The 17,070-nt window shown below is 56.2% G+C and carries 17 protein-coding genes; all 17 read right to left on the bottom strand.

Annotated features, from left to right (window positions below; translation table 11 throughout):
• Nucleotides 1-2 precede the first annotated feature (2 nt).
• A complete protein-coding gene (fliP, locus tag AC1XYH_RS03845) occupies nt 3-755 on the bottom strand; it encodes a flagellar type III secretion system pore protein FliP (RefSeq protein ID WP_483325343.1) in 753 nt (250 codons plus the stop codon).
• Nucleotides 752-1,186: a flagellar biosynthetic protein FliO gene (gene fliO / locus AC1XYH_RS03840; RefSeq protein WP_483325342.1), complete on the bottom strand. Its 435-nt coding sequence runs from the start codon at nt 1,184-1,186 to the stop codon at nt 752-754. The genes fliP and fliO overlap by 4 nt, the downstream gene beginning before the upstream one ends.
• An 8-nt stretch (nt 1,187-1,194) precedes the next feature.
• Complete coding sequence (gene fliN / locus AC1XYH_RS03835; RefSeq protein ID WP_483325341.1) at nt 1,195-1,665, bottom strand: flagellar motor switch protein FliN; 471 nt, start codon at nt 1,663-1,665, stop codon at nt 1,195-1,197.
• A 56-nt stretch (nt 1,666-1,721) separates the two neighbouring features.
• Nucleotides 1,722-2,693, bottom strand: coding sequence for a flagellar motor switch protein FliM (fliM, locus tag AC1XYH_RS03830; RefSeq protein ID WP_483325340.1), 972 nt, complete (start codon nt 2,691-2,693; stop codon nt 1,722-1,724).
• Between the two features lie 9 nt (nt 2,694-2,702).
• Nucleotides 2,703-3,215 carry a flagellar basal body-associated FliL family protein gene (locus tag AC1XYH_RS03825; protein ID WP_483325339.1) on the bottom strand — a complete coding sequence of 171 codons (513 nt, stop codon included), beginning with the start codon at nt 3,213-3,215 and terminating at the stop codon, nt 2,703-2,705.
• A 279-nt stretch (nt 3,216-3,494) separates the two neighbouring features.
• Nucleotides 3,495-4,934: a flagellar hook-length control protein FliK gene (locus AC1XYH_RS03820; protein ID WP_483325338.1), complete on the bottom strand. Its 1,440-nt coding sequence runs from the start codon at nt 4,932-4,934 to the stop codon at nt 3,495-3,497.
• 82 nt (nt 4,935-5,016) lie between these two features.
• Nucleotides 5,017-5,352: an Hpt domain-containing protein gene (locus AC1XYH_RS03815; RefSeq protein ID WP_483325337.1), complete on the bottom strand. Its 336-nt coding sequence runs from the start codon at nt 5,350-5,352 to the stop codon at nt 5,017-5,019.
• A gap of 110 nt (nt 5,353-5,462) precedes the next feature.
• Nucleotides 5,463-7,103, bottom strand: coding sequence for an ATP-binding SpoIIE family protein phosphatase (locus AC1XYH_RS03810; protein ID WP_483325336.1), 1,641 nt, complete (start codon nt 7,101-7,103; stop codon nt 5,463-5,465).
• A gap of 123 nt (nt 7,104-7,226) precedes the next feature.
• Complete coding sequence (locus AC1XYH_RS03805; RefSeq protein WP_483325335.1) at nt 7,227-7,532, bottom strand: STAS domain-containing protein; 306 nt, start codon at nt 7,530-7,532, stop codon at nt 7,227-7,229.
• 60 nt (nt 7,533-7,592) lie between these two features.
• Complete coding sequence (fliJ, locus tag AC1XYH_RS03800; protein WP_483325334.1) at nt 7,593-8,048, bottom strand: flagellar export protein FliJ; 456 nt, start codon at nt 8,046-8,048, stop codon at nt 7,593-7,595.
• Nucleotides 8,041-9,393, bottom strand: a complete 1,353-nt coding sequence (fliI, locus tag AC1XYH_RS03795) for a flagellar protein export ATPase FliI (protein WP_483325333.1) — start codon at nt 9,391-9,393, stop codon at nt 8,041-8,043. Before fliI ends, fliJ begins: the two co-directional genes overlap by 8 nt.
• Nucleotides 9,380-10,204, bottom strand: coding sequence for a flagellar assembly protein FliH (fliH, locus tag AC1XYH_RS03790; RefSeq protein WP_483325332.1), 825 nt, complete (start codon nt 10,202-10,204; stop codon nt 9,380-9,382). Before fliH ends, fliI begins: the two co-directional genes overlap by 14 nt.
• A 125-nt stretch (nt 10,205-10,329) precedes the next feature.
• Nucleotides 10,330-11,352: a flagellar motor switch protein FliG gene (fliG, locus tag AC1XYH_RS03785; protein WP_483325331.1), complete on the bottom strand. Its 1,023-nt coding sequence runs from the start codon at nt 11,350-11,352 to the stop codon at nt 10,330-10,332.
• The gene (fliF, locus tag AC1XYH_RS03780) at nt 11,345-13,060 is read right to left on the bottom strand and encodes a flagellar basal-body MS-ring/collar protein FliF (protein WP_483325330.1); all 1,716 of its coding nucleotides are present in this window, start codon (nt 13,058-13,060) and stop codon (nt 11,345-11,347) included. The genes fliG and fliF overlap by 8 nt, the downstream gene beginning before the upstream one ends.
• 37 nt (nt 13,061-13,097) lie before the next feature.
• Complete coding sequence (fliE, locus tag AC1XYH_RS03775) at nt 13,098-13,430, bottom strand: flagellar hook-basal body complex protein FliE (RefSeq protein ID WP_483325329.1); 333 nt, start codon at nt 13,428-13,430, stop codon at nt 13,098-13,100.
• Between the two features lie 938 nt (nt 13,431-14,368).
• Nucleotides 14,369-15,796, bottom strand: a complete 1,428-nt coding sequence (locus tag AC1XYH_RS03770; protein ID WP_483325328.1) for a sigma-54-dependent transcriptional regulator — start codon at nt 15,794-15,796, stop codon at nt 14,369-14,371.
• A complete protein-coding gene (locus AC1XYH_RS03765) occupies nt 15,793-17,010 on the bottom strand; it encodes a sensor histidine kinase (protein WP_483325327.1) in 1,218 nt (405 codons plus the stop codon). Before AC1XYH_RS03765 ends, AC1XYH_RS03770 begins: the two co-directional genes overlap by 4 nt.
• Nucleotides 17,011-17,070: the final 60 nt, after the last annotated feature.

The raw sequence follows: 17,070 nt of genomic DNA, 5'->3' as shown, positions 1-17,070 counted from the left end.
CCCTATCTCACCGCAAAGCTGGCAGCCAGGGTGCCGATAATCAGCGCCCAACCATCCACCAATACGAAAAGCATGATTTTGAATGGCAACGAGATGATCAGCGGCGACAACATCATCATACCCATCGCCATGAGCACGCTGGCCACCACCAGATCAATCACCAGAAAAGGAATGAAGATCATAAAACCAATCTGGAAAGCCGTTTTCAGCTCAGAGGTGACAAAGGCCGGCACCAGAATATGAAAAGGGACTTCGTCCGGCCCAGCCAGATCAGTGCGTTTAGCTAGTCGCACAAAGAGTTCAAGGTCCGTTTCACGGGTCTGCGCCAGCATAAACTCACGCATCGGTCCACTGGCAACCTCGATGGCCTCCTGCGCCTGCATCTCTTCGTTAATGTAGGGCTGCAATGCGGATTCGTTGATCTCGTCGAACACCGGTGCCATGATAAACAGCGTCAAAAAAAGCGCCAAACCCACCATGATTTGGCTCGATGGGGTCTGCTGCAAACCTAACGCCTGACGCAAAATCGCGAATACGATAATAATGCGAGTGAAGCTCGTCATCATCATCACGAAGGCCGGGATGAAGGTCAGCGCCGACATCAGCGCAAGCACTTGCAGGCTAACCGAATAGGTCTGTCCGCCGTCAGCGTCTGTGCTCAAGGTTACCGCCGGCAAGCTAAGCGGATCTGCTGCGGTTTGCGCCCATACGGAGGGCGCTGCCAGCATTAACAACAGCCATATCCAGCGCATCATGAATCAGCCCCCCGCTTCAACATGGCCTGCAACTTGCGCGCGAAATCACCATTACCACTCGCGGCGGCAGTTAAATCTGCGACCGGCTGCTCAAACACGTGCAGCGTGTTGATGCGGCCTGGCGAGGTGCCTAACAACATCTGGGTGCCGCCAACGTCGACCAGCAACAGCCGATCGCGCGGCCCCAGTGGCAGACTACTGACCAGCTTGATGTGCTGGCCACCCTGCGGCGCCAACGGACCCACACGGCGCATCAAGTAACCCAGCAGGAAGATCAGGCCCACCACTACCGCCAGCCCTAGCCCCAACTGCAGCAACTGACCAGCCAACGAGCCACCTGACGCACCCACTGCGGCAACCGCAGGCTCCTCCGCAGCCCAGCTTGCACCCGAAGCAAGTGCAACAGATAAAAGCAGCAGAAAACGGGGCATAAGCATGCTCAACGCAGTTTCTTGATACGTTCGGTGGGGCTGATCACGTCCGTCAGACGGATGCCGAACTTTTCATTCACTACCACCACCTCACCGTGCGCAATCAGCGTGCCATTTACCTTGACGTCAAGCGGCTCGCCGGCCAAACGATCCAGCTCAACAACTGATCCTTGGTTGAGTTGCAGCAAGTTGCGGATAGTTATGTCGGTGTTGCCCACTTCCATGGAAATGGTCACCGAGATATCCAGGATCACATCCAGGTTAGGGCTGTCACTCGGATCAAATCCGTCCTCCAGCATTTTTGCCGGTGCATTAAACTCTTCCATCGGCATGCGCGGCTGAGCATCGTTCTGCGCCAGCATGGCATCTATATCATCCTGACTGGCATCATCACCCGCCTCGTCCAGTGCTGCCGCCCATTCGTCGGCCAGCGCCTGCTCCTCTGGAGTGACCTCATCCGGGTTTTTGTCATCAGCCATCGTGCAATTCCTCTGTTATTAATACTTGTTAGGTCGCTGATTGCAGCCTGCTCAACTCAACGCGGCCGTATCAGCGGGCCCAGAATTTGCAAAGCCAGATTGCCTTTCACTGACCCCAGCTTGGCTTTAAAGGTAGGCACGCCATTGGCGCACAAGACCATGTGATCGGGTAGCTCTACCGGAATCACATCACCCGGCTGCATAGTCAGCAGGTCATTAAGCTTCAACTGGGTTTTCACCACAGTCGCGCTCAGCGGCACTTTCACGCAGGTAATCTCTTCACGCAGAGCACGTACCCAGCGTTCATCATGCTCATCCACGTCGGACTGCACACCCGAATCCAGCACTTCACGCAGCGGTTCAATCATCGAATAGGGAAAGGTCACGTGCAGATCACCGCCGCCACCATCCAATTCGATATGGAAAGTAGAGACCACCACTACTTCGCTGGGACTAACGATGTTCGCCAGAGCAGGATTAACTTCCGAGTTAACGTACTCGAACGTCACATCATGTACGGCTTGCCAGGCTTCCTTCAGATCGATAAACGCCTGATCAAGCACCATACGCACTACCCGCAACTCGGTAGGCGTAAACTCACGGCCCTCGATCTTGGCGTGGCGTCCATCACCACCGAAGAAATTGTCGACCAGCTTAAACACCAGCTTGGCATCAAGAATGAACAAAGCCGTGCCGCGGAGCGGCTTCATCTTCACCAGATTAAGGCTAGTTGGCACATAGAGTGAGTGGACGTATTCGCCGAACTTCATCACCTGCACGCCACCTACAGCCACATCCGCAGAACGGCGCATAAGGTTGAACATGCTGATGCGGGTGTAGCGCGCAAAGCGCTCGTTGATCATTTCCAGGGTGGGCATCCGCCCGCGTACAATGCGATCCTGGCTGGTCAGATCGTAACTCTTGATCGACCCCGGTTCGCTTTCCAGGTCGGTATCAATGGCACCGTCATCGACCCCATGCAACAGGGCATCGATTTCATCCTGGGATAGCAGATCCTGTACGGCCATGAACGCTTCCTATTGCAAAACCATATTGGTAAAAAGTACCGACTCGATGACCGGGTCGCCCACTTCCTTTTCCAGCAATGCCTTGACGGCTAGACCGGCTCTCTCGCGCAGCGCTTCCTTGCCTTCAGGGCTCAGCAGCGCGGCAAACTCTTCGCTGCCAAACAGCAAAACCAGCTGATTACGAATCAGTGGCAGATGTTGGTTAAGCTTAGCCATGCCTTCAGCACTGCGGCCCATGAGCACCACACTCACCTGCATGTAACGTTGCCGGCCATTGTCGCTGTAATTGACGACAAACGGCGGCTCGAGCGCCTGATACAACGCCATCTGTTTGACCGGTTCAGCAGGCGCCTGCGCCACCTCTTCCTGATCATCGCCAGACAGCAAGAAGTAAGCAACGCCACCGGCCGACAACAACAGCGCCAGCAGGCCAACACCGATCAGAATGAAAAGTTTTTTGCGGCTATTGGACGGTTTTTCCTGCACTTCTTCCGTCACTTCGTTATTTTCTTGTTTCGCCATGACAATATTCCGTCACTCCAGCGGGATTTTCCCTGTTTTTGAGGGTGATGCATTGAGCGTGCCAGCCCATGCATTTGCATACCGGATGATCGCAGAATAGCTCAGGGTTAGCGTCTACGCTCAGTCAAAGAGCCGGATCGACATAGGATAAAGGGAAAGCGGAGAAATGTCTTTGTCAGCCCACCGACGCCGGCAAGCTGACAACAACAATTAAGACAACAGCGCGAAAGGCGCCTAACAAGAAGAGGATTACGCAGGCGCGCTGGTAGAGCTCAGTAATCAGGCGTAGTAATCAACTAACCGGCTATTGGCGACCATACTCTGCGCTGCTGCTATCGGCAGTTCGTCTTCGCTGCCAACCTGCGAGGTGCCAGCCACCGCCGAGCCACCCGCTCGACCACCGCCTGACTCCCCGCCGGCAAAATTACCACGCGCCTCACTGCCCGATTGCTGGCCACTGCTGCCATCGGATACCGAAACATCCAGTTGATCCACGCCCTGCTGAGCAAAGAGCTCGCGTAGGCGGTGCATCTGCGCTTCCAGCGCATCGCGAACCGCTGGATTTTGGCTAACAAACTGTACTTGGTGCTCCAGCCCACGCGCCTGAATCTTGATTTCAAGCGGACCCAGCTCAGCCGGATCCAACTGAATCTCAACACTTCTCAAGTTCTGGCTGGACATCCACATGACCTTGTTAACTACCGATTCACTCCAGCCAGCTTGCCCGAATGGCACGGCTGCCGGCTGCGCAGCGGATGCGACGGGCCGTTGAGTCAACGCGTTCTGCGCCGCACTAACAGTAGTTGCGGCTTTATTCTCCAGAGCATCAACTGCCGAACTCTCTAACTTGGCCGAATCACCACCCTTGTGTTCTGCCAACTTGGCCGCGAACAGACCTTGAGAGTCTGCAGTGGCAGCCAGGTTGGCTACTCGCTGACTCTGTTGTGGCTGGTCTGCCGGATTGGCTTGTCTGTTGCCCGCCATAAGTCTGTCGTCTGCGTCGCCCTGCTGCACCTTACCTTTGGCCGCAGATTCATCGCCTGCTGTCGTTTTGTTGGTGGCAGCATCCGCATCAGTTGATGCCGACCCCGACATCACCGCACGTAATTGCGCAAGCATCTCCGGCAAGCTCATCGCACCTTGCGCGCCCGGTAGCACCTTGTCTCCGGGCAAACCTGCGCTGAGTTCAGCACCGATGATCTGTTTCAACGCTTTGTCGGCATCAGCTGTGTTGATTGCCGCTGAAGCTGCTGTTGGCGCGGAAGCACCACTCGCCAATCCTGCAGTCTCTGGCAGTTGCGCCATCCATTGTTGCCACTGGCTGCTGAGCCCTGCCAACAAGCCCATTGCTTCCTGCGCGTCAACATCGCTGGATTCTGTTGATTCGATAGAACCTGCGGCGCCTGCAGAGGTGTCCTGCAGCGGAGATTCCAACATGGCCAGCTTTTGCAGCCATTCCTTAATCTCAACCGGCAAGCTATTGCCGTCAGCGGCAAAGCTAGACAGTTCCTCGTTGCTCTCGGCGGTTTGACCTTGCACCTGGCTCAACTGACCCAAAAAAGCTTTCAGCTCAGCTGGCTGTTGCGCAGCCAGAATCGAAGAGAAGCCACCTAGCCCCTCTATACCAGCGCTATCGGCTTTTACAGAGGTAAGCCCGGCGAACCTGTCTCGCGGCATTTCGGCGCTCATCAGCGCCTGCAGATTTTGCCCAATTGGCATGCTTGAATCTCCACCCCGGTCTGCAAGAATCCTTGCGTTTGCAAGCAACCTGCAATGCATGGGCCAACCAGGATGAACAGTATTAGAAAAGTTGCGCTTGCAGACGAATAAAGCGCTCACGAATGCGCGAGTAGCTGTTTGACGCAGCACTGGTATCGCCTTCGAGTGCTGCGCGCTCGGCGATCAAGCAGGCTTGTTCCAGCGCTAGCGCACCCATATTGCCGCAGCTGCCTTTAAAACTGTGGGCAGCTTGGCGAAACGCTTCAAGATCCTCACTCACCAGCGCTTCACGCAACTGAGTCAAACGCAGTTTGGCGTCGGCCAGAAAGGTCTCTAGCAATAACGGATAATCGTCTTCCATCAACTCGCGCAGCGCGTCCAGCGCAGCGGGATCGACGTCCGGTAATTGATCTGACATACGCAAAAAACCTTGTATCCATTCTCGGGGGCTATCGCCGTTTCATAACGCTCGCGCAAAGATAACCCCGATCCTATGGGTTGCGCGGAGTGGCCAGCAGTATGCCCAAGCTACCAACTGAAGACCACCCTCACCCGGCTACCAACACCGTCCACCTCCACCTCCTGAGCCAGGGCCGCAACCAACGCCAAACCCCGCCCCGCGTAGTCCGCAGAGGCGCAGGCTGGATCAAAGCCACTACCACTGTCTTCACACTCGATCTGCAGCATGCCGCCGTCAGGTGTAGGGCTGTGGTTCAAGCTAATAGTAATCCAGCCACTAACCAGATGACGCAAGCGCTCGCCACGCTCGTGGTAATAGAGTGCAAAACCATCAGAGTCGCGCTTCCAAGCTGAGTCGAGTTGCAACAAACCGTGCTCAAGGGCGTTGCTGTATAGCTCACTGAGTACCGTAAACAAGGCGCCAGCCTGCGGCCGCAGGCCGGGAATTTCCAGCAACCGCGTAAGTAAAAATGGTAGGGGGTTTTGCTCACGAATAGAAACAGCGCGATAGGTGTAGCTCAACGCCCAATCCTGAGCGCGCGTCGGCGGCGCCGTAGCGCGCGGCGCTGGTTGACGCTCGGTTGGCCCAGGCATGACTACCTGCAGCAGGCTAACGTCGTCTTCGGGACTACCGTGGAAGCGCTCTAACGAGTCAAGCAAACCATCGAACACCCGACCCGGATGGCCAATGTAGGCGTCCAACACTTCATGCACGCCCGCGTCGCCAAACAATTCGCCAGCGTGATTACGACTCTCAATCACGCCATCTGTCCAGCACAGCAGTCGCTCGCCCGGGCGCATCACCATCACCACCGGATCGGGGTTAAAACGCTGTTTGTTAGCAACGCCCAGCGGCAAATGGGTGGAAGGAATGCTGCGCATCAATTCCGCCGTCTGACCGAGAATGATCACTTCCGGCAAGCCGCCGTTCCAGACTTCCACCAAACCCTTGCCTGGATTGATCTCAATCAGCACTGCGCAGCAGAAAATACCCACCGGTAATATCATTGCCAGCTTGTCGTTCAGCTCAATCAGAATATCCCGCAGACTGAAACCCTTGGCGGTCATAGCGTAGAAAACTTCTGCTAGCGGCATCGCCCCGATGGCCGCCGAAAGGCCGTGCCCGGTAAAGTCACCCAGCAGTAGGTGCATCTCACCGGAAGGGCGATTGGCGGCGAGCAGAATATCGCCGTTAAACATCGCGTAGGCGGATTGCAAATAGCGCAGGCTGCTGTGACTCAGCGCTCCGGTGTGCGCCACACGGTCAAAGATAATCTTCGCCAATTCCTGATCCTGCACCAAACTGGCGTGCTGCGCTGCAATCACGTCTCGCTGAGCCTGCAGGGTCTGATGCATCTCACGCATACGCCGAAAAGCACTGATCTTGGCGTCAAGGATTACCGGGTTGTAAGGTTTGGTCAGAAAGTCGTCACCGCCGGCTTCAAGACACTGCACCAGCGCGTCGGTTTCGGTCAGACTAGTAAGAAAGATAATCGGTACCAGGTCTTCGCCGGCCTGCTGCTTGATCAACCGCGCAGCTGCAAAGCCATCCATCACCGGCATCAGCGCATCCAGCAGCACTATGTCAGGTCGGCGCTCCGCAAACTGCTCTACCGCCAGCCGGCCGTTCTCGACGAGATACACCTGGTGGCCAAGACGCTCAACCAAGCGACCAAGAATCATTCGATCCGCCGGATTGTCGTCCGCCACCAGTACTGTCAGACGGACGGAATTAGGTCGAGCCGCGCTAGGTCGGGCCGCGTCAGGTCGGGCCGCGCTCGGTCGAGCTAGGCTCTTACTCCCGGGTGCCGAAATCGGGCCAGTAACCACAACTTACTTGATGCTGAACAGTTGTTCGAAATTAGAAATACTCAGCACTTTGCGCACATCTGGATTGCAATGCACGATGCTGATTTGCGCAGTGTCGCCACCGGCGTGATCACGCAGCAGCAGCAGCATGCCCAACGCGGAACTGTCTATGTAATCGGTTTCATGCAGATCTACCACGTAGCGTTGCGGAGTCAGGCCACTGCGCTCGTAAGCATTACGAAAATCCTGATGGGCGCCAAAATCAAAACGTCCTTTGACGCTGATGGTGAGTACTTGGCTGTCCGCCGATAAAGTTGCCTGAATCGACATGATTTCTCCCTGGCAGTGTGTGAGGTGTTCCAATTCTTTTAGCACAGGGAACCGGGACTGTCAGGAATTATTTCCACGTTGTGCGTGCGCACGCTGGGATAATTCATCCAGCAGCTTCTGCTCTTGCCGGTCAGCTCTGGCTTGCGCTTCCTGCCGATATTTTTCAATCAATTTGCGCAACGCCTCAAGCCGCTGGTAGCGTTCGCGCCAACTCTCCCGGGCTTTATCGATGCTCTGGCTGTGCCAACTGACAGTCTGACGCTGCTGCTCTAGTGCCACCTCCATCTGCGCCATAAAGCGCTGATAATTCATCAGCCACTCGCGCCCGACTCCCTGCTCACCACGTTGCGTCCAGCCTTTGGCATATTCGCCGCAGTAGTACTCCAGATCGCGCAGGCGACCTTGCGCATCGTCCAGCTGCTTCTGGCATTGCCCCAGCAGCGTGGCCGCTTTGCGCTCGTCATCCAAGGCCATATCCAGCACTGGCGAGAGCCGGCGAATGCGCTCCTCACTCATCGCTGATGGTCTGTTGCAACGCCGCCTGGCTGTCGCTCAAATTGACGCTAACATGCAGACCCTGACGCAAAAAGGCCTGCATGGACGGCATTTTTTCCAATGCCTTGTCAGTCAAAGGATCGGAGCCAGCGGAGTAGGCACCGACACTGATCAGATCTCGACTCTGCTGATAGCGTGCGTAGAGCTGCTTGAACAACTGGGCCTGTTGCAGCTGCTCAGGCGAGACGATCTGCGGCATGGCACGGCTAATAGAAGCTTCAATATCGATTGCCGGATAGTGGCCCTCTTCGGCTAATCGGCGCGATAACACCACGTGGCCATCCAGAATGGCGCGCGAAGCATCAGCAATGGGATCTTGCTGGTCGTCACCTTCAGATAAAACGGTATAGAAGGCGGTGATCGAACCGCCGCCCTCCTCGGCATTACCGGCACGTTCAACCAGCTGTGGCAACTTGGCAAACACCGAAGGCGGATAGCCCTTGGTCGCAGGCGGCTCACCAATCGCCAAGGCAATCTCCCGCTGAGCCTGGGCAAAGCGCGTCAATGAATCCATTAACAGCAGCACATTTTTGCCTTGATCGCGAAAGTACTCGGCAATGCGTGTGCAATACATAGCAGCGCGCAGACGCATAAGCGGTGCGTCGTCAGCAGGCGAAGCCACCACTACTGAGCGCGCCATGCCTTTCTCACCGAGAATCTGCTCGATGAATTCCTTTACTTCTCGGCCCCGTTCACCGACCAGGCCAACAATGGTGATATCAGCATCGGTAAAGCGCGTCATCATGCCCAGCAACATACTCTTGCCCACGCCGCTGCCGGCAAACAAGCCCAAGCGCTGACCACGACCGACCGTCAATAAACTGTTGATCGAGCGAATACCCACGTCTAGCGGCTCTTCAATCGGGTGGCGCTTGAGGGGGTTAATGACCGGACCATTGAGATCAACCCAGTCTTCGGCCTTGAAACTACCCTTGCCGTCCAAAGGACGGCCAATCCCATCAACGACGCGGCCAAGCATGGCCGAGCCCATCGGCAGCTTGCCGCCGCCACTGGAAGGCACAACCCGCGCGCCAGGCTGCAAACCTTCGAGTCGATCCACTGGCATCAGATAAATCTTGTTGCCGGAGAAGCCCATGACCTCAGCTTCGATACTGCTCTGGCCACTGGGAGTGTCGCTGATAACCTGGCAGCGGCTGCCAACCGGCGCCTTGCAACCTTCGGCTTCAAGCGTCAGGCCGACCATGCGGATCAGCCTTCCCTCGACTACCGGATTGGCCGGCAGCGTGATCGCCGCCTGATAGCGCGACAACCGACGAGCAAAGCTGATGCGTTCACGCTGGCTCATTATCGCTGCCGTCATTGTCATCGTTAGCGCGGGTTGGCGTGGTGATCGGCGGCGTAATACTGAGATCAGCTTCAGGCGGGTGGGCGCGCTGCTCGCGACGCTCTTCGTACAATTGGGCAATCAGCTGCTGCAAGCGGGTTTCCAGCGTGGCATCGACTTGACTGTGCTCGGTCTCAATGCGGCAACCGCCAGCCATCAAGCTATCGTCTTCCAGCAGGCGCCAACTCTCTTCATGGCGCTCACGCAAGGCCTTGACCGCCTCGAAATCGTTCGGATTCAGATAGATGCGAATGTTGCCTGCGCCCACCGGCAACGCTTTGAGTGCGCCACGCAGCACCTGCAAAATCTGGGTTTTATCTTCGCGCATTTCGCGCTGCAGCACTTCGCGCAGCATGGCTTCGAGCATGTGCAGCAGCATGTCTTCAATCTGTTCATCCTGCGTCTGCAGGGGCATCATCAGTTGATTCATCAGGGTTTCCAGCTCGGCAAGGCGGGCATCCAAAACCGTGCGCGCCTCCTGCTGCCCTTTCAACTGGCCGGCATGAAAGCCGTCTTTTTCGCCGGTGGAAAAGCCGTCGTTGTAAGCCTCCTGGCGAATCTGCTCGAGCTCTTCGACAGTAAAAGGCTTAACCACCTCCAGCTCTTCTTCGGCCTCGCCAAGCGCATCGTCAAGCTGTTCTTCAGGTTCTGGCACATCGCGTTCCAGCTCCACCTTATGCGGTGCGCTGTCAAAGCTCGGCAGATCCCAGAGGCTAAAGGCTTCTACCTGACCACCGCGCAGCAATTCAGAATCGGATTTGTTTGACGCCATGGGCTAACTACCCTGCAGCTGATTGAATGACTGCGCCAGAATAACACCGCATCGTAGTAGACGCGTTCCGACTGTTAACAGGCCGTTGAAAACCTAGTCTAAGTAGATAGCTTTTCAACAACCGGTTAAATCATTTCCTCGCCACCTTTGCCACCTAGAACGATCTCGCCGGCATCAGCCATGCGTCTGGCAATGGTGAGAATCTCTTTCTGCGCCGCTTCCACTTCGCTGATACGTACTGGACCTTTGGCTTCCAGATCGTCTTGCAGCAGTTCGGATGCGCGCTTGGACATATTGCGGAAGATCTTGTCTTTGATATCTTCGTCTGCGCCCTTGAGCGCGATGATCAACACCTCGGAGGAAACCTCGCGTAGCAATGCTTGAATGCCACGATCATCGACCTCGGATAGATTGTCGAATACAAACATTAGATCCTCAATCTTCGACGACAGGTCTTCGTCCATCTCGCGGATGGCTTCAATTAGCTGCGACTCGGTGCTCGATTCGAGGAAGTTCATAATGTCTGCGGTGCGCTTAATACCCCCCATGGTGGCGCGGGTAGTATTCGAGTTACCGGCAAACTGCTTCTCCAGAATCTCGTTTAGCTCTTTCAGGGCTGAGGGCTGCACGGTGTTCAATGAGGCAACGCGCAACAATACGTCGAGGCGCACTTTGTGATCAAAATAGCCGACCACTTCAGCAGCCATGTCCGGGTCTAGATACGCCACCACAATGGCCTGAATTTGCGGATGCTCAAATCGAATCACGTCAGCAACGGCGCGTGGCTCCATCCACTTCAAGCTATCCAGTCCGGACGTGCTGCCGCCAAGTAATATGCGATCAACCAGGCTATTCGCTTTATCTTCGCCCAACGCCTGCGTGAGCATAGTGCGGATATAACCGTCGGCGCCGACGCCAAGCCCCGTTTGGTCACCTACTGTTTCAATAAAGTCACCCATGACCTCCTGCACATGCTCCCGATTCACGGTACGCAGGCCCGCCATGGCGCTACCCACGCGCTGCACTTCTTTAGGGCCCATGTGTTTAAGCACTGCGGCTGCATCGGACTCACCTAGACTGAGCAGTAAAATCGCTGCTTTATCCAGCCGTGACAGTTTCTGTGGGCGTTTGCTGGCTTCTTCACTCATCGGCGTTAATCCATTCTTTGACTACCTGAGCCACTCGGCCAGGATCTTCAGCCAGCAAGCCCTTGATGGCATTCAGTTGCTGCTCATAGCCGGCGCCTGGCGGCGGCAGTAATACGGGTCCGGAACTAGGGCCTGAAAGACTTACCTGATCGGGGCGTAGATCATCGTCCAAGCCGCCTCCGCCGGGCAAAGAGGATGGATAACCGCCCTCACCGCTACCACTACGACTAGAAACCGTCAGGTTCTTCAACGCCGGGCGCAATACCGCGAAAACCAGAATAAGTACAAAGAGAATACCCAGAATCTGCTTAGCTACATCCCAGAACCAGGGTTGTTCCCAAAAAGGAATTGAAGGAAGAGGTTCGATCGCCGCTTGGGCAACAAAGGCACTATTGATCACGCTGACGCTGTCGCCACGACTGGCATCAAAACCAACCGCGTCCTGCACCAGCCGAGTTAGGCGGGCTATCTCTGCTTCGGCCAATGGCGTGTGAGTCACTTCACCGGTCTCGGCATTTACGCTGGATGGATCGTCCACCACTACCGCAACAGAAAGGCGAAGCAAACGCCCTTGCTGCTGGCGGGTGTGGCTGATTTGACGATCCAGTTCATAGTTACGGGTAGCTTGTTCGCGGGTGTCTTTTGGTGCCACCGCAGCAGCGGTAGGCTCCCCCGTAGCAGGGTCGATAACCTGCTCAGGCGCCTGACCGGCTACCGGCGGCTGATTCGACAAGGCGCCTGGAATGCCAACAGGGCCCGTTGTACCGCTACGCTGCTCGCTAACGACCTGTTCACTGCGCAGCGCGGACTCGGGGCTGTACATTTCAGCGGTAGACTCTACTGCACTGAAATCCACGTCTGCCGAAACTTCTGCCTTATAGCGGCCTTCGCCGAGTACTGGCTGCAAAATGTTGTGAACTCGTCGAGCGTAGGTATCTTCCAGGCGGCGAGCGTAATCGAACTGCCGACCAGCAACGGTAAGCTCGTTCAACTCGTTCTGGTTGGACAGCAGGTTGCCTTTCTGGTCGACCACAGTCACTTGATCTTTATCCAGCTCAGGCACACTCGTCGCCACTAGATTGACGATCGCCATAACCTGCGCTGGCTCCATACCGCGACCGGCGTACATTTCCAGCAGCACTGACGCGCTAGGCTTGCGCTCATCACGGACAAAAACCGTGGAGCGCGGAATGGCGATGTGCACACGCGCATTCTTGACGTTGTAGAGGCTGGCAATGGTACGCGCCATTTCCCCTTCGAGCCCACGGCGATAACGCGTGGTCTCCATAAACTGGCTGGTGCCGAGGCCCTGCTCGCGATCGAGAATTTCAAAGCCCAAGTTGCCGTCGGTGGGCGCAATACCAGCACCGGCCAATCGCATGCGCGCATCAGCCAGATCTTCAGTTCTGACCAGCAGAGCGCCGCTGCTAGGTTCAACTTTGTAATCGATGCGGCTCTGCTGCAGCATGTCGACCACTTGCGCGGCGTCAAAGCCCTCCATGCTGTTATACAGCGGCCGGTACTCAGCCTCCTGCGACCACAGCACCACGGCAAAACCAATGGCTACGCTGGCAGCCAGCCCGACCAGCAAACCAAACTGTCGCAGCATCGGTAGCTGCGACAGATTATCCAGAAAATTCAAGCCCATCAGAGGCTTGCGCTCAGCGTTGAGCTGGTTCTGGGTAGCAGGTGTGTTGGCGGATTCCATGGGTCTTCCTCAGACTGTCAGCAACAAATAATACAGGCTAGATGGGCATCTTCATGATGTCTTCGTAGGCGCTCACCATCTTGTTGCGCACCTGAGTAATCGCCTGGAAGGCAACTGACGACTTCTGCGAGGCAATCATCACCTCGGTCAGATCAATACCTTGATCCCCGCGCTCGTAACCGGTCTGCAAATTACTAGTAGTTTGCTGCAGCTCGTTAACGCGATCAACGGCCTGTTTGAGCATGTCATCAAATGCCGGGGCGTTGACGTTTTTCTCTACCTGAGCCGCTGGCTGAGGTTTGCCCATGGCTTCCATTTGCATGGTGCGCATCTGCAACATCAAACGATTGAATTCAACACCTTGGGTCATACCTGCCTCCGGGCCGTAAATTTTTTGACGGCGATTGTCGCTGTACAGGTACTTTAGCAAGATTGGTGCCAAGGTGTGATTTGGATCACAGGGAGCGGTGAATAGGCGGGGATTTCTCGCGTGTTACCAAGCTTGCACGCGGCGGGAGAAAAAACTGACTCGTTACTTGGAAAATGGGCACTAACTTCTGAGCAGGATAGATGAAAACAACTGCGACTAAAAATACAAAACGGCATTGAAAATAGGCTAGCTAGCGATGACTTTACCATCATCGCTTTTCGCCTTTTTGGCGAGCTAAAGGGGGAATGCTTGCCCATTCCCCCTTAGCGATCCCCCAGGGCACCCAGCTGCGCGGCCCTGCGGGTTCGCTGCGTTGCTCAAGCTGCCGGGGGCCCGCCTAGCCGGCCGCTCACAAACTCGGCGCTGCGCGCCTCAGACACCGCGAGGACCTTTATCCCGGCAGCTCTGCGCTACTCGCCCGCTCAGATGGGAGTTTTAATCCGTGCAGCTGCGGATTTTTATGTGCAAAGTTTAGCCAAACAACCAAACCTGGAAAACACGCAAATCTCAGGTCGTACGTCCCCGTTCCAAGCTGTCGAGTAACGCAGGGGTTGAGCGATTGAGCCGAGGAATGTTGGGGGCGCCTAGCCTGAGCGAAGCGAGTTCCGCAGGCGCGTTCAACACCGAGTAACGCAGAGAAGCCGAAGGCCAGCTTGGTGGTCCAAGCTGGTCGCGTGAATTTCTTTTGGTTATCTTTTCTTTGGCCATTCAAAGAAAAGTAACTCGCCGGCAAAGGCGAAAAGCGTGCGCAAAAAAAACTAAAGCAATGATCCTGATATCTAAGTTCCCACCTCACTCCGGTTTACGTCCGGGAGACGTAGAGCGCCTGAGAGATGGAGCGCCCGCAGCAGCAAATACACTCAGCCCTCAGCCAAATATCAAACGCCCGCAAACAAACTCGCTTCCACATCCAACCCAGCATCACGCATCTGCGCCAACTTATACCGCAGCGTCCGCGGGCTAATGCCGAGGCGGTCGGCAGCTTCTTTGCGCTTGCCGTGCTCTGAGCGCAGCACGTCAATAATCATTTGATACTCGCGTTGCTTGACGCCGGCGCCCAAGACGCCTGCACTCGTGTGCTGGGGGGCGGCAGCTGCAGGCTGCTCCGGTATTGGGTCCAAAGGTCTAACCGCACTCGCCGTGACTGCGGCGCCAGGCGCCACAGTTAAACACAGGTCATGCGGCTGGATTGTGCCACCCTGATGTAGCACCAGTGCACGCTGGATCGCGTTATCCAGTTCGCGTACGTTGCCCGGCCAGGCATGCACTTGCAAAGCTTGCACTGCGGCGCTGGCAAAGCGCACGGCGCTCATGTTCATTTTGCGGCTATGCTTGGCCAGCAAACGCTCGGCGATCGGCAAAATGTCGCCGGGGCGCTCGCGCAGTGCTTGCCACTGCAACGGGAAAACACCTAAGCGATAGTAAAGATCCTCGCGAAAACGCCCCGCCGCCACATCTGCAGGCAGGTCGCGGTTGGTGGTCGCGATAATGCGGATATCCAGCTGTATCAGCTTGCGCCCGCCGACCCGTTCAACTTCCCGTTCCTGCAGCACGCGCAATAACTTGGCCTGCAGGCTTAGCGGCATTTCAGATATTTCATCCAACAGCAAAGTGCCGCCATTGGCCTGCTCAAATTTACCGGCCTGGGCCGCAATCGCGCCCGTGAATGCGCCTTTCTCGTGCCCAAAAAGCGTGGCCTCCAGCATATTTTCCGGAATAGCCGCACAGTTGATGGCGATAAATGGCTGAGCGGCGCGCGGTGAATTCTGATGAATATAACGCGCCAACACTTCCTTACCCGTGCCGGATTCACCCGATACAAGGACCGTAGAATCGCTGGCCGCAACCCGTCGTGCCAGATCCAACAATTGCAAACTGGCGGGCTCAACGGCCACCGGACCTTCGCCCGGTAACGATTGCAACTTACCCTGAGCATGCTGAGCAACCAAATCCAGCAAGGCTTTAGGCGCAAAGGGCTTAACCAGATAATCCACCGCGCCGTCACGAATGGCGGTGACCGCCTGCTGTACAGTGCCATAGGCGGTCATCAGCAAGACGGGGAGATGCGGATAATTGCTGCGTAAGTTGCGCAGCAATGCGTGACCGTCCATGCCCGGCATGTTGACGTCACTGATAACCATGCTGACATTTTCCTGACGCAATAAGCTCAGTGCCGTTTCGGCGTCCGGCGCCTGTACGTAGTCGTAACCGCCGATCATCAAGGTGTCAGCCAAGGCTTCACGCAAAGAATGATCGTCTTCAACTAGCAATACGCGAGTCGCTTGCTGGGTGGCATGATTGCTCATACGCCCTCCTGGTCCATAACCAACAATGGACGGACCGGCAAGAGTATTTCAGCACAGGTGCCCCAGCCCACTTTGCTGCGCAGCGCAAACTGACCGCCGTGCGCCTGTACCACTGATTTGACCACCGCAACGCCCAGGCCAGTGCCTTGTGCTCGCGTGGTGTGGAACGGCTCGCCAATACGCGCCAGTAGTGCGGGTGACATACCGCTGCCGGTATCAACCACGCTAATGCTCAATTGGTCTTCAATTAACCGCAGGCTAACCTTGAGGCTGGGGTTCGGAGTGCCTGCCTGCAGCGCATTATCAATTAGATTGGTCACCGCGCCAGTCAAGGTGTCGCGGTTACAGCGCAGCATCACGTCGTCGGGCAAAAGATAATCCCAACGGCAGCGCCCGCTCTTCTCTTCTATCAAACTGTCAGCTTGGTTCTGCAGCCATTCGAAAAAGATCGACGCGGGCAATCTGTCTTCGATTGGCAGGTCGCCTTTGGCAAACTGCAGCATGTCGCGAATCTGATGTTCAATACTGTGCAAACGCCCCTGTAGACGTTCGGCGAAACGCACACGGTGCGCCGGTGCCAGCTCTTGATTATTGAGGTGCTCAGCGTAGAGCAAGGCAGCTGAAAGCGGCGTGCGAATCTGATGAGCCAACGAGGCAACCATGTGGCCCAAAGCAGACAAACGCTCGTTGCGCGCGAGCTGACTTTGCAGTTGACGGGTTTCGGTCAGGTCGTTGAGCAAAATCAGCTGGCCAGGTTCGCCGACGAGAGAGCGTGTCGCCAGGGAAACGCGACGGCCGCTGCGCAACGACACCTCATGGTAGTCGTCTTCACGTGGGGCAAAACGGTCGCGAATCAGATCGCGCCAAAGCTGGCCTTCCAGCGGCTCACCAAGCAAATCACGCGCCGCCGGGTTGGCTTCGCGCACCACACCCCGGCCATCCAGCACCACTACGCCACCGGGCAGCAAGTCCAATACATTCTGCAAACGCCCAGCCAATCGCGCTTTTTCCGTCAGCTCATGTGTGCGCTGCTCTTCGGCATCGGCCAACTGGCGCTTAAGCATGGAAACCTGCTGCGTCAGCAGCGCGTGCGACTGCTCCAACTGCTCAGAGACCTCACTAAAACGCTCATAAGCATCCGCCAGCGGCTCAGCCTGAGAAGCTGAATCAACTTGCGCTGTAACGTGCGGAATGGGTTTTGCGGATACGGCCATTGGGATTCCCCTGGGTACTGAAACCTGTCGTCAGGGGAGATAAAGCAAAGGCTATGCCAC

The organism is Pseudomonas sp. GW-45, from assembly GCF_056896675.1.
This window is presented reverse-complemented; position numbering and strand designations above follow the sequence as displayed.

Bases quoted from the DNA above. Each gene is read 5' to 3' on its own strand.
- fliP (WP_483325343.1), bottom strand. From the start codon at position 755: ATGATGCGCTGGATATGGCTGTTGTTAATGCTGGCAGCGCCCTCCGTA.
- fliO (WP_483325342.1), bottom strand. From the start codon at position 1,186: ATGCCCCGTTTTCTGCTGCTTTTATCTGTTGCACTTGCTTCGGGTGCA.
- fliN (WP_483325341.1), bottom strand. From the start codon at position 1,665: ATGGCTGATGACAAAAACCCGGATGAGGTCACTCCAGAGGAGCAGGCG.
- fliM (WP_483325340.1), bottom strand. From the start codon at position 2,693: ATGGCCGTACAGGATCTGCTATCCCAGGATGAAATCGATGCCCTGTTG.
- AC1XYH_RS03825 (WP_483325339.1), bottom strand. From the start codon at position 3,215: ATGGCGAAACAAGAAAATAACGAAGTGACGGAAGAAGTGCAGGAAAAA.
- AC1XYH_RS03820 (WP_483325338.1), bottom strand. From the start codon at position 4,934: ATGCCAATTGGGCAAAATCTGCAGGCGCTGATGAGCGCCGAAATGCCG.
- AC1XYH_RS03815 (WP_483325337.1), bottom strand. From the start codon at position 5,352: ATGTCAGATCAATTACCGGACGTCGATCCCGCTGCGCTGGACGCGCTG.
- AC1XYH_RS03805 (WP_483325335.1), bottom strand. From the start codon at position 7,532: ATGTCGATTCAGGCAACTTTATCGGCGGACAGCCAAGTACTCACCATC.
- fliJ (WP_483325334.1), bottom strand. From the start codon at position 8,048: ATGAGTGAGGAGCGCATTCGCCGGCTCTCGCCAGTGCTGGATATGGCC.
- fliI (WP_483325333.1), bottom strand. From the start codon at position 9,393: ATGAGCCAGCGTGAACGCATCAGCTTTGCTCGTCGGTTGTCGCGCTAT.
- fliH (WP_483325332.1), bottom strand. From the start codon at position 10,204: ATGGCGTCAAACAAATCCGATTCTGAATTGCTGCGCGGTGGTCAGGTA.
- fliG (WP_483325331.1), bottom strand. From the start codon at position 11,352: ATGAGTGAAGAAGCCAGCAAACGCCCACAGAAACTGTCACGGCTGGAT.
- fliF (WP_483325330.1), bottom strand. From the start codon at position 13,060: ATGGAATCCGCCAACACACCTGCTACCCAGAACCAGCTCAACGCTGAG.
- fliE (WP_483325329.1), bottom strand. From the start codon at position 13,430: ATGACCCAAGGTGTTGAATTCAATCGTTTGATGTTGCAGATGCGCACC.
- AC1XYH_RS03770 (WP_483325328.1), bottom strand. From the start codon at position 15,796: ATGAGCAATCATGCCACCCAGCAAGCGACTCGCGTATTGCTAGTTGAA.
- AC1XYH_RS03765 (WP_483325327.1), bottom strand. From the start codon at position 17,010: ATGGCCGTATCCGCAAAACCCATTCCGCACGTTACAGCGCAAGTTGAT.